The 13,489-nt window shown below is 28.5% G+C and carries 11 protein-coding genes; 5 read left to right on the top strand and 6 right to left on the bottom strand.

Annotated elements, in window-relative coordinates:
* Positions 1 to 61: 61 nt before the first annotated feature.
* Entirely contained in the window at positions 62 to 3,268 is a 3,207-nt protein-coding gene (gene carB / locus ACQRD5_RS15100) for a carbamoyl-phosphate synthase (glutamine-hydrolyzing) large subunit (RefSeq protein WP_320627930.1), read from the bottom strand.
* Positions 3,269 to 3,281: 13 nt separating this feature from the next.
* Positions 3,282 to 4,331, bottom strand: coding sequence for a carbamoyl phosphate synthase small subunit (locus ACQRD5_RS15095; protein WP_291626335.1), 1,050 nt, complete (start codon positions 4,329 to 4,331; stop codon positions 3,282 to 3,284).
* An 825-nt stretch (positions 4,332 to 5,156) separates the two neighbouring features.
* Here ACQRD5_RS15095 and ACQRD5_RS15090 point away from each other — a divergent pair.
* From ACQRD5_RS15090 to ACQRD5_RS15080, 3 genes are all read left to right on the top strand, one after another.
* Entirely contained in the window at positions 5,157 to 5,888 is a 732-nt protein-coding gene (locus ACQRD5_RS15090; protein WP_294187418.1) for an ATP-binding cassette domain-containing protein, read from the top strand.
* Positions 5,881 to 7,068, top strand: coding sequence for an ABC transporter permease (locus tag ACQRD5_RS15085; protein ID WP_427747006.1), 1,188 nt, complete (start codon positions 5,881 to 5,883; stop codon positions 7,066 to 7,068). The genes ACQRD5_RS15090 and ACQRD5_RS15085 overlap by 8 nt, the downstream gene beginning before the upstream one ends.
* 148 nt (positions 7,069 to 7,216) lie before the next feature.
* Positions 7,217 to 7,846 (top strand): GNAT family N-acetyltransferase, encoded by a 630-nt coding sequence (locus ACQRD5_RS15080; protein ID WP_291626328.1) that lies wholly within the window; start codon positions 7,217 to 7,219, stop codon positions 7,844 to 7,846.
* A 164-nt stretch (positions 7,847 to 8,010) separates the two neighbouring features.
* Here ACQRD5_RS15080 and ACQRD5_RS15075 read toward each other — a convergent pair whose 3' ends face one another.
* The 4 genes from ACQRD5_RS15075 to ACQRD5_RS15060 all read right to left on the bottom strand — a co-directional run bounded on the left by ACQRD5_RS15075 (position 8,011) and on the right by ACQRD5_RS15060 (position 11,346).
* A complete protein-coding gene (locus ACQRD5_RS15075) occupies positions 8,011 to 8,298 on the bottom strand; it encodes a hypothetical protein (RefSeq protein ID WP_427747005.1) in 288 nt (95 codons plus the stop codon).
* Complete coding sequence (locus ACQRD5_RS15070) at positions 8,299 to 9,084, bottom strand: SDR family NAD(P)-dependent oxidoreductase (protein ID WP_291626324.1); 786 nt, start codon at positions 9,082 to 9,084, stop codon at positions 8,299 to 8,301.
* A 178-nt stretch (positions 9,085 to 9,262) separates the two neighbouring features.
* On the bottom strand, positions 9,263 to 10,654 hold the full coding sequence (locus ACQRD5_RS15065; RefSeq protein ID WP_320627927.1) for an NCS2 family permease: 1,392 nt from the start codon (positions 10,652 to 10,654) through the stop codon (positions 9,263 to 9,265).
* Between the two features lie 227 nt (positions 10,655 to 10,881).
* Positions 10,882 to 11,346, bottom strand: coding sequence for a GNAT family N-acetyltransferase (locus tag ACQRD5_RS15060; protein ID WP_308779532.1), 465 nt, complete (start codon positions 11,344 to 11,346; stop codon positions 10,882 to 10,884).
* A 283-nt stretch (positions 11,347 to 11,629) separates the two neighbouring features.
* Here ACQRD5_RS15060 and ACQRD5_RS15055 point away from each other — a divergent pair, with 283 nt between their 5' ends.
* A complete protein-coding gene (locus tag ACQRD5_RS15055) occupies positions 11,630 to 12,376 on the top strand; it encodes an ABC transporter ATP-binding protein (protein WP_427747004.1) in 747 nt (248 codons plus the stop codon).
* Between the two features lie 14 nt (positions 12,377 to 12,390).
* On the top strand, positions 12,391 to 13,489 hold a 1,099-nt coding region (locus ACQRD5_RS15050), incomplete at its 3' end, for an ABC transporter permease (RefSeq protein ID WP_427747003.1).

Raw genomic sequence — 13,489 nt, 5'->3', positions numbered from 1 at the left:
TAAAAAGAGATGTTTAGTTAATTACCTAAACATCTCTTTATCATTATTTGATATTGTATTTTTATTCTGTTATATCAAATACTTCTAAATCCTTTTTATCTATTCCTTGAACTTTTACTTCTGCTATTGCTCTAAGTGTATCTAAAGCTGTTATTACTCCGATATTTCTTTCTACTGCAGCTCTTCTTATTAAGAATCCATCTCTATTAGAGTCATTTCCCTTAGTTGGAGTATTAACTACTAAATCAACTTCTTTATTCTTAATTACATCTAATATATTTGGGCTTTCTTCATGTAATTTTCTTACAACTTCTACTTCTATATTAGCTTCTCTTAAAAGCTTTGCTGTTCCTTCAGTTGCAACAAATTTATATCCAACTTCAGCCAACATCTTAGCTATTGGCAAGAACTCTTTCTTATCATGGTTCTTTATCGTTGCTAATATCTTATTCTTCTTATTTGAAGGATACATACTTCCTGCTACAAATCCCTTATATAATGCTTCCTGAACATTTCTTCCTATTCCTAAAACTTCTCCTGTAGACTTCATTTCAGGTCCTAAGGATACTTCTACTTTAGGAAGCTTTTGAGTTGAGAATACTGGAACCTTAACAGATACTAAATCTGGCTCCTTGTATATGTCTACTCCATATCCTAAATCTTTTAATTTATATCCAAGCATTACTTTTGTAGCTAAATCTACTATTGGCACTTTGCTTACCTTACTTATATATGGAACAGTTCTTGAAGCTCTTGGATTAACTTCTATTATATATAGCTCACCTTCAAACTCTATGAACTGAATATTTATCATTCCTTTTATTCCAATAGCAATAGCCAATTTCTTTGTATAATCTAAAACTTTATCTTTAATTTCTTTAGTAATATTTTGACTTGGATACATTGTAACTGAATCTCCTGAGTGAACTCCAGCTCTTTCTAAATGCTCCATAATTCCTGGAATTAATATCTCTTCTCCATCTGATATAGCATCTACTTCTATTTCTCTACCCATTAAGTATTTATCTACTAAAATAGGATTCTTTTTATCCTTTGCAAAAGCATTCTTTAGATAATATTTTAATTCAGTCTCATCATGGGTAATTTCCATTCCTTGTCCACCTAGAACATATGAAGGTCTTACTAACACTGGGAAGCCTAATCTTCTAGCCTCTTCTAAGCCTTCTTCCATAGTCCAAACTCCCTTACCCTTTGGTCTATCAATTCCTAGGCTTTCTAATAATTCATCAAACTTTTCTCTATCTTCAGCCATATCTATTTGATCTGCTGTAGTTCCTAAAGTCTTAATTCCTTTTTCCTTTAAGAAATTAGCAAGCTTTATAGCTGTTTGTCCACCAAATTGAAGGATAACTCCATATGGATTTTCTTTTTCAATTATATTTAATACATCTTCTTCAGTTAATGGTTCAAAGTATAATTTATCAGAAATATTAAAGTCTGTACTTACCGTTTCTGGATTGTTATTTACTATTATAGTTTCAATACCCATTCTCTTTAATGATTTTACACAGTGTACTGAAGCATAATCAAATTCTATACCTTGGCCTATTCTTATTGGACCTGATCCTATAACTATTACTTTTTTCTTATCAGATACTTCTACTTCATCATATTGCTCATAAGTTGAGTAGTAATATGGTGATAAAGCTTCAAATTCCCCTCCACAAGTATCAACCATTTTATATGCAGGTTTAATATTCCATATAGTTCTTAATCTATAAACATCTTCTGGACTAACTTTAAGCATATCTGCTATAGCCTTGTCTGAAAATCCTTTTTTCTTTAAATTTAATAACCATTCTTTATCTAAATCTTCTATTTTACTTAACTTTAATCTAGTTTCTTCTTCTACTATCCATTTAAACTTTTCTAAGAAGAATATATCTATTCCTGTTATTTTAGCAATACTTTCGATTCTATAATCTCTTCTTATCATTTCAGCTAAAGCAAATAATCTTTCATCATCTGGTTTAACTACTATGGATTTTAATTCTTGAATACTAAGTTCTTTAAACTTTGGATGATCTAATGAATACTTGCCAATTTCCAAGCTTCTTATTCCCTTTAATAATGCTGCTTCTAAATTAGCTCCTATAGCCATTATTTCTCCAGTTGCCATCATTTTTGTTCCTAAAGCTCTATCTGCTGTAAAGAACTTATCAAATGGCCACTTTGGTATCTTAACTACTACATAGTCTAAGGTTGGTTCAAAGCAAGCATATGTTTTTTGAGTTACTGCATTCTTGATTTCATCTAATCCATATCCTAAAGCTATCTTTGCTGCAAGCTTAGCTATTGGATAACCTGTTGCCTTAGAGGCTAATGCTGATGATCTTGAAACTCTTGGATTAATTTCTATTACTGCATATTCAAAAGAATTTGGATTTAACGCAAATTGTACATTACATCCTCCTTCGATTCCTACAGCATTTATTATATTTATCGCTGATGTTCTAAGCATTTGATATTCTTTATCTGATAAAGTTTGTGATGGTGCTACAACTATACTATCTCCTGTATGAATACCTACTGGGTCAATGTTCTCCATGTTACATACAGTTATACAGTTTCCATAAGAGTCTCTCATTACTTCGTACTCTATTTCTTTCCATCCTTTAACTGACTTTTCTAATAAAACTTGTCCTATTGTACTTAATTGCAATCCTGATGCTAATATTTCTCTTAACTGTGCTTCATTATCAGCTATTCCACCACCAGTTCCTCCTAGTGTATAAGCTGGTCTAACTATTACTGGATAACCTATTTTTTCTGCGTATTTAATTCCTGCTTCCATTTCAGTTATGATTTCACTTTGGATAACTGGCTCATTAATTCTATTCATCATATCTCTGAAAAGTTCTCTATCTTCTCCTTCCTTGATAGATTGAATAGATGTACCAATTACTTTTACATTGTATTTATCTAAAATTCCTGCTTCGTATAATTCTACAGCTAGGTTAAGTCCTGTTTGACCACCCATTCCTGTAATCATACTATCTGGTCTTTCTTTTTCAATAACTTTTTCTAAAAATTCTACTGTTAATGGCTCTATATAAATCTTATCAGCAACTTCTTCATCCGTCATAATAGTTGCTGGATTTGAATTTACTAATACTACTTCTATTCCTTCTTCTTTTAAAGCTTGGCAAGCTTGAGTTCCTGAATAATCAAATTCTGCTGCTTGGCCTATAACTATTGGACCTGATCCTATAACTAAAACTTTTTTAATATCTTTATTTAATGGCATATCCTAACTCCTCCTATAGTGCATACTTTATGAATTTATCAAATATATATTCGCTATCCTGTGGCCCTGCTGCAGCTTCTGGATGGAATTGAACTGAGAATATTGGAAGCTTTGTATGCTTCATCCCTTCAATAGTTCCATCATTAATATTAATATGAGTTGCTACAACATCCTCTGGTAATGTCTCAACAACATATCCATGATTTTGTGATGTAATATGGACTTTATTTTCTTCTAAATCTTTAACTGGATGATTACATCCTCTGTGTCCAAATTTTAATTTAGTGGTTTTACCCCCTAAAGTTAATGCTAAAAGTTGATGCCCTAGACATATACCTACTAAAGGTTTCTTTCCTACTAAATTCTTTATATTTTCTATTACATCCCCTAGGTCTTCTGGATCTCCAGGTCCATTTGATAAAAATACTAAGTCTGGATTTACTTTTAAAACTTCTTCTGCAGTTGCACTCATTGGAAATACTGTTAATTTACAGCCTCTCTTTTTAAAGTTTCTAATTATATTTTCTTTTATTCCAAAATCAATTATTGCTACATGCTTTCCTTTTCCATCTATAGTATACTTTTCTTTCGTACTTACTATACTAACTGCATCTTTATTTGAAAAGCCCTCTACTCTTTCTTTTACCTCTTCTAAAGTTACATCTTCTAAAGAAATCATACCCTTCATAGTTCCATGATTTCTTAATACCTTAGTTAATGCTCTTGTGTCTATGCCTTCTAAACCTATAATCTTATTTTGTTTTAAATAACTTTCAAGGTCCATTTCACATCTAAAGTTATTTGGAAAATTACATTTTTCTCTTACTATAAATCCCTTAACCTTTGGTGTTTTTGATTCCATATCCTCTAAGTTTATTCCATAGTTCCCTATAAGAGGATAAGTCATAGTAACTATTTGTCCATAATAGGATGGATCAGTTAAAACCTCTTGATAGCCTGTCATACCTGTAGTAAAGACTACTTCTCCTATACTGTCTTTTAAATATCCAAAGGCTTTACCTTCAAAAATCATGCCATTCTCTAATATTAGCTTTGCTTTCATATTTAGCCCTCCCAAAATATAAATATATATAGCTAAAAATACACTTTTTAAAAGCTTATCTTACTAAAATAAAAAAGGATATTAAGGAGACAACAAATTATAGTTCTCTCCCTACTATCCTTCTATATTTAATATCAGTATTAGAAAAGGTCCTAACTGACATCTCTATGCAATTATTTTGTGAATATAAATATAACATAAATACATACTCCCTTTCTGGCCTCACAGGACCAATTTAAAGTGTACTTTTTAACTTGTATAAAATTTAATTATCTTTTTGATAATATTCTATATTTTATCAATATATATGTCAAGGAATTTCACATTAATAATTATACAGGGTAATATATTATGAAAATATGCATTAGATTATTTGCTTCATATTTCATTAAATATTTTACTGATATAAATATACTGATAGTAGATAAGTTATATATTATTTACCTATTATAAATAATACAATAAATATACTCATTTTAAAATACCTTTATGAATATTTATTCACATTTATTTATTTTTATACCAATATACTTAGAAATTATTTTATATTGTTATAAAATAACTTTCTTTATATAGCACTTAATTGTATTCCATTATCCGGTTTCCTTAAATATCAATAATTAATATATATTGTTTATTCTTTAATTTCACTAATGATAATAATATCAACAAAAAATTAATATATTTTATATTTTTTTCTTCGAATAATTGTAAAAATATTCTATAATTATTATTGATATTAATTTTTTTAATGTTATAATATAGTATGTAATAACTCTTAATCGAATAAAGCATACTACAAAAAAAATAAAAAGGGGGTACATCATGCTTATTTTAAATAATGTTAGTAAAAGTTTTAAGAAATCAAAAGTAGTAGATAACCTATCTTTTACTGTTAATAAGGGGGAAATTGTGGGACTACTTGGTGAAAATGGTGCTGGTAAAACAACAACTTTGAGAATGATTTCTACAATGTTAGAAATCTCAGGAGGAGATATTAAAGTAAATGATATTGATGTTAAATCAGAACCAGAAAAGGTTAGAAAGGAAATTGGAATACTTTTTGGTGGAGATGTAGGATTATACGACAGATTAACTGGAAGAGAAAACATAAGATATTTCGCTAATCTATATGGAATGAATAAAAAAGAGGCAGATGAAAGAATAGATGCGTTAGCTAAAAGTTTTGAAATGGAAGACTATATAAATAAGCCTGTTGGTAAGTATTCAAGAGGAATGAAACAAAAAATTTCCATTGCAAGATCCATAGTTCATAATCCATCAGTTATGTTATTTGATGAGCCAACCACTGGTTTAGATGTAAGTGCTGCAAGAATTGTACAAGACTTTATACTTCAATGTAAAAAAGAAAATAAGATTATATTATTTTCAAGTCACTCTATGAAAGAAGTAGAAAAACTATGTGATAGAGTTGTAATTATTAATAAAGGAAAGCTTCTTGAAAATTGTACATTACAACAATTAGCAGAAAAATATAATAATAATGATCTTGAGGAAACATTCTTAAAACTTATAGGAGGACATACTAATGAGTAATTTTTTAACTGTTTTAAAGAAAGAATTATTAGATATTATAAGAGATAAAAAAACATTAGTATTTACATTAATACTTCCAATTCTTATTTATCCTCTAATGTTTAAGTTTATGTCTTCATCAATGGAGAAAGCTCAAACTGATGTTGAAAAAGAAATTAACATTTATATAGATGGTGATACTGATTCTGCTATGGCAAAAGTAATTACCTCCTTAGAAAATATAAAAACTCCTGATGTAGACTCACCTACTGAGGCTTTAAAAAATGGAGATATTCAATTAATAATCAATATTCCAGAAAACTTTGATGAAAATATTGCTGCTGGTAAAAATGATACTATTGATTTATTAATTGATGATGAATCAAATAAATCAATGATTGCAAGTAGCATGGTTAGTGAAATTTATGAGAATTATAAAAACACAATTGTAGAACAAAGATTAGCTGCAAGTGGCATTGACCCTTCAGTATTAAAACCTTTTGATATTAATGTTAAATCTGGAATAAGCACAGATAATGAAGATGTAAATGGAATGGCATCTATGCTCCTTACCATGATACCAACACTAATCGTAATATTAATGGTATCTTCAACTGTTGGTATGGCAGCTGATTTAGGTGCAGGTGAAAAAGAAAGGTTTACTTTTGAACCACTACTTTCCACATCAGCTAAGAGGTCCTCTTTGCTTTGGGGTAAGATAACAGCTTTATGTACAGTATCTTTTATAGCATTAATTGCAAACTTAACTGCTATGGTTTTCTCAATGCAAAGATTTATGAGTTTTGGTGAAGGAGAAATACAATTTAACTTAGCACCATCAACTATATTAGGTATGTTAGTAGTAGGTTGCTTAGTTCTGGTAGCATTATCAGCGCTTCAAATTTCAGTAAGTATATATGCAAGATCAACTAAAGAAGCTAACTCTTACTTAGCTGCTATTACAATGCCAACTATGATTTTATCCTTTATTCCATATATGATGGATGCTAAGGGGATAAACCCTCTATTCTTTAATATTCCTGTAACAAATGCAATTTGCTTAATGAAGGAATTTACAGTTGGAATATTTGATATCAAACACATAGCTTTAGTTATAGGTTGGCATATAGTTTATATAATTGCAGCCATTACATTTGCTAAATTTATGTTCTCAAAAGAAGAAGTTATTTTTAGAAATTAGTATTTCATAATATAAAGTCTTAATTCATAATTTAGGAAATATTTTACCAATGTAAATTATTTGAAAAAACTGTATTTTTCAACAAACTGAGAATTCAGCTTACAGCTGAATTCTTATTTAATTTAAACTATCAACTGGGGAGGACTAAATGGAATTTATAAGAATAAAGTCAAAAGATGATTACTACTGGAAAGATTTAATGAAAATATATAGAAAAAGCTTTCCTTTATATGAGCAAAGAAATGCAATGAATCAACTAGAAGTTTTAAAAGATGAAAACTATTATTGTACTGCTATTTGTGAAAACAAGAATTTAATAGGTCTACTCTTTTATTGGAACATAGATAAATATATTTATATTGAGCATTTAGCCATCTCTCCAAAACTAAGGGGTAAGAGCTACGGATCTAAGATTATAAAAGAATTTTGCAAAAAAGATGCCACAATAATTTTAGAAATAGATACACCATGTGAAGATATATCTATTAAAAGACTAAGGTTTTACTCCAAACTAGGTTTTGTAATACAAGACTTTTCTCATCTTCCACCATCCTATAGGAATGGTTTTAGAAGTCAAAGATTAAAAATTATGTGCTTTAATAAAAATCTTACAGATGATGAATATGATGAATTTTACTCATTACTCAATGAAAACATATTAATTTATTCAGAAAGTAACTCTACAGGAATTGGTGTAGAGCATAACTCTCCTTATAAAAATATATTTATTAAAAAGGAACCTAAGAAAAATACTATTAGTAAAATAATACGAATTTAATTAAACACACAAATAAATGGATAATAAATAGATAGACTTCACGACTTAATGAAGGAATTTATAAAAAGTTATTCTCATGGCACCCTTTTTATAAAATCCTAAAGATTAAAAAATAAAGAAATTCAGCCATTTGCTGAATTTCTTCCTTAATTCTACATTTTACATTATTCATTATTCATTATAGAAAGTTTGGTATCAAACTTTCTAATATCAGGCCATGTATGATAATTAGATCCTTCTTTTGAATGGTATTCTATAAAATCATCAATATCAATTTCATATACCTCAAAATCATTTAATTCTATTTGAATTCTCTTATCTTCTAATATATCAAATTTTGTTACTTCAGCAGTTGGTATTGATTCACTTCCATAATAAAAAGTAACTCCATTATCTATTAAAGTCTCATATAATTCTAAAATTTCTTCTTTTAAATCCTCCAATAATATCACCTAACCTTTGTTCATCATAAATATTATCTTTCTAGCTAAACTCCTCGGTATAAATTTATTGAACAGTATAATTATTTTATTTTTAAATCCAGGGATTATTATAGGCTTTCCCTTTTTAAAATCTCTATAAGCAATTCTAGCTACTTCATTAGGTGCCATTAATGCTTTTTTTGCAGCTTCCTTCTTCTTTATGCCAGACTTTTCTTGGAAGCTTGTTTTTACAGGCCCTGGGCATAAACAACTTATTTTAATATTATTTCTTTTTACTTCTTCATATAAAGCTTCTGTGAAATTTAGTACATAGGATTTTGAAGCATAATAAGTTGCCATCTTCGGTCCAGCACAAAATGCTGCTGTTGATGCCACATTCATTATAGCTCCTTCTCCATGCTCAATCATAGCTGGTAGAAAGATTTTTGTTAATTCTGTTAAAGCTCTAATATTTATATCAATTAACTTAAGTTCCTTTTCCATTTCTATTTCACTCAAATATCCAAAAGAACCTACACCTGCATTATTAATTAAAATATCCACAGACAAATTATTTTTATTCACATATTCTAATACTTTTTCACAAGAGTTATCCTCAGATAAATCTAAAGCAATAGTATAAATATTAATACTATACAAACTCAATTCATCCTTTACCTCTTTTAATCTATCTTCATCTCTTGCAATTAAAATTAAATTACTTTTATCCTCTGCATATAGCTTAGCTAATTCATATCCTATACCAGTAGTAGCTCCAGTTATTAATACACAGCTCCTACCATGCGGTTTACCCATTTAACAATCCTCCACTATTTTTATAAATAATAAACTTTAACTTTTAATATATCATATTGTTCTTAAAATATAAATGTTAAAAAATAAAAACTGATGAAATATCAATATAAACTATTTGATACTTCATCAGTTAAATTTATTTATTATTTATCTCAAATTTGAATAATATAATCTATTATTACAGTGCATTTATTATAAAGTTAATCAAGAATAATGCAGTAACTATATACATTATTGGATGAACGTCTTTAGCTTCTTTCTTAACTATTTTAGCTAAGCAATATGCTACAAATCCTGCTGCTACACCATTTGAAATACTTCCTGTAAAAGGCATAAATGTTACTACAAAGAATGCTGGCATAGCTACTTCAAAATCAGACCAATCAATATTCTTGAAAGATTCCATCATTAAAATACCTACTACTATTAAAGCTGGAGCTGTAGCTGCTGATGGTACCATACCCATTATTGGTGCTATAAATAGTGATAGTATAAATAATACTGCTACTGTAACTGATGTTAATCCAGTTCTTCCACCTTGTCCAATTCCAGCTGCACTTTCAACATATGTAGTTGTATTACTTGTTCCTAAAAGTGCTCCAATTGATGTTGCTGTTGCATCTGCAAATAATGCTCTTTCTAATTTTGATGAAAAGTTATTTTCGCTTTCAAATAGTTTTTCATCATTATCATCAAATATTCCTGCTTTTCTTCCTGTTCCTAAGAATGTTCCAATTGTATCAAAAGTATCTGATAAAGAGAATGCAAATATTGTAATTAATACTAAAGATATCTTAGATGGATCACTAAATAATCCTGCAAAATCTAATTTAAAGAATGTAGGAGCTATACTTGGTATTCCAAAACTAATTTGAGAAAAATCAGGTACTTGTGTTCCTCCAGTAAAAATTCCTATAACTGTAGTTAAAAGAATTCCTAGTAGAATTGCTCCCTTAAATTTTAAAAGCATTAATATAACTGTAATTACTAATCCTATTAATGATAGAACTGCTACAGGATCCTTAAAATTAGTTAATGCTAAATTTACACTATTAAATACTGATGAATCTCCTGCTGAAGAAATTAGACCAGAAGCATCTCCTGTAAAAGTAAGAAAATGAGCTTGTTTAATACCTAAAAATGCAATAAACAAACCTATACCACCTGAAATTGCATATTGAAGTGAGTGAGGGATAGCTTGTATTATCATTTTTCTTATTTTAGTAGTGGTAATAATTATATTAATAATTCCGCATATAAATACCATAGCTAATGCTTGTTGCCATGTAAATCCTAAACCTAATACTACTGTAAAAGTGAAAAATGCATTTAATCCCATTCCAGGTGCTTGTGCAAAAGGTACATTCGCTACTAATCCCATTACTAAAGTACCTATTGCTGCTGCAATAATAGTAGCAACAAAAACAGCATTCTTATCCATACCTGCTGCTGATAAAATAGATGGGTTTACGAATAAAATATAAGCCATTGTTAGAAATGTTGTTAATCCAGCCATTAATTCTGTCTTAACATCTGTACCATTTTCCTTAAGTTTAAAAAACTTTTCCATAAAAAAACCTCTTTCATTATCGAATATTACATTAATATATTATCATTTCATTCGTTATTAATCAACGTATTTTTTGTATTTTTCAGAAAATTACTATTATTCAAGCCGATAATTAACCTAAACATATATTTTCACAAGTTAATATCCTAATATGCGAATATTTACATTTTATTAACAGAATAAAAGAAGTTTATAAATGAAATATCTCCTCATAAATTCTCCTTGTATTACATTCTAAATTTCATTTTTACATGAGATATTCCTGCTTCTTCATATTCTTCTGATACCTCTTTAAATCCAACAGATATATATAAATTTTTAATATATGTTTGAGCTGATATTGTTATGTTACTAACATTATAATTCTTCTTTATTTCTTCTATTGCCTTAAGCATCATTTCCTTAGCTAATCCTTTATTTCTATATTCCTTCAGCACTAAAACTCTGCCAATTGAAGCTTCTTCGTAAGAAAGTCCAGGTGTTAATAATCTACAATATCCTATTACCCTTTGGTTTTCATTATCCATAGCAAATAAATGCATGCATTCTTTATCTTTATCATCAAAATCATTTTCACTAGTTATTTCTTGCTCACAAGCAAAGACTTCATATCTAGACTTAACTATTTCGTAAAGTTCATTTATATTAAGTTTATTAAAGGATTTACATTTAAACTTATATTTATACTTCATATACTTCTCCTTAAATCGCAAATCTTAACATATTATAATTATAATGTTATTGTTTTATATTTTCTATAAATAACTTAATTCAACAAGTTTTATACATATATATATATTGAAATATGTACATTTAAAATGCATTTATAAGTAAATCCTATTATGTTTAAGATATTTTATCTAGCTTACTGAATATAAGGTAATTTAAGTTATTTCTATGTTTGTGCCAATTCTATTATAGTATTACTATTTATATAGATTTAAATGAACAATGTTCATATAGGAGGTAATTGTATTGATAATAGAAATAAAAAATCTAGTTAAAAACTATAAAGATTTTAAAGCAGTAAATATAGAAAATCTAAATATTAAAGAAGGAGAAATCTTCGGATTCTTAGGACCAAATGGAGCTGGTAAGACTACAACAATAAGTATTTTAAGTGGACTTTTCTCTAAGTACTCTGGAGAAGTTAAAATATTTGGAAATAATATAAAAGAAAACTCACTATCCATTAAGAAAAACTTAGGTGTTGTTCCACAAGATTTAGCTTTAATAGATGATTTAACAGCAGAAGAAAATATTAAATTTTTTGGAGAATTATATGGGCTAAGAGGAAAAGACCTTAAAGCTGCTGTAAAGGAAACTCTTGAATTTGTAGGCCTATGGGATAGAAAAAAAGATTTTCCTCCTAAGTTTTCTGGTGGAATGAAAAGAAGATTAAATATAGCGTGTGCTATTGTTCATAAACCTAAATTAATAATCTTTGATGAACCAACAGTAGGTATTGATCCTCAATCAAGAAATAATATTTTAGAAACTATAAAGAAATTAAATGAGCAAGGCTCAACTGTAATTTATACTTCACACTATATGGAGGAAGTTGATAGCATTTGTTCTGACATATGCATAATAGATCACGGTGAAATAATTGCAAAAGGTACTAACGATGAACTTAAGGCTTTAGTAAAACATGAAGATGGAAGTATAGCTTCATTAGAAGAAGTATTTCTTCAACTTACTGGTAGAAGCCTTAGAGATTAAGGAGGTCTTAGCTTATGAAAATTTTAACCATAGTAAAATATAGACTACTCCAATCATTAAGAGATATACAAAGCCTTATAACAATGATCTTAATACCAATATTTTTAATATTAATACTAGGAAATGCTCTTAAAAATAATGATGACTTTACAGCAAGAACTGTTGATAAAATAAATTTATTATATGTAAATAATGATACAACTAAAGGTGCTGAGACCTTTGAAAACTTTATTACCCTAGATGAGCTTAGTGATATTATACAAGTTGAAAAGATAACTAATGTTCAAGAAGGAGAAGACTTAGTGGAAAATAGAAAATATGATGCCTTAGTTATATATGATGAAAATTCTACTGGAAAATTAGAACTAGTTGGTTCTGAATTTAATCAATTAGGAGTTTCAATAGTTAAGGGAATAATAGAAACTTATTCTTCTTCAGCAAATGCAATGGAAGCTCTAGCTAAGATTCAAGCAAGAAACTTTACCATAGAACAAAATAATAACTTCCAAGATGAATCAGTATCCATATCAGGTAAAAAGCCTTCTGCTATTGATTATTATGCAGTAACAATGCTTGTAATGATAGTAATGTATGGCTCTATTTATGCTAACTTTGCTATAGATAAATCTTATTATGGTTCAGTTGGTAGTAGATTTAGATCAACACCTTTAAAACTTAGTGAAATATTTGTTGGTGAAGGTATTGGTGTAGTTCTTACAATTATGGTTCAAGTACTAATACTTCTAATAATATCTAATTTTGCTTTTGGAGTTAATTTTGGCACTAACCTGCCAACAATAATATTAACAGCCTTTTCATTATCAGTATTATCTACAATGCTAGGTATATTTGCAGTAATGACTACAAAAAAAGGATTGCTAGGACTAGCTTTATTAAATGTTTTAGTTCCTATATTTACATTCTTAAGTGGTGGTTTTGTTAAAGTAAACTTTGGTGGAATCATTGGATTTATAGCTAAATTAACACCTAACTCCTTAGCTTCAAACGCCATATTTAAATCAATCTATGGTGGAGCTACAAAAGAAGTCTTTTTAAGTATATTAGGCCTTTGGATTATATCAGCCTTATTATTTATGGGAGCTAGTATAATAG

The sequence above is a fragment of the Clostridium sp. SGI.024 genome (assembly GCF_050315195.1).
GTDB lineage: Bacteria > Bacillota > Clostridia > Clostridiales > Clostridiaceae > Clostridium.
Note: the sequence above shows the minus strand (reverse complement) of the source record. Positions and strands in the feature narration are given on the sequence as shown.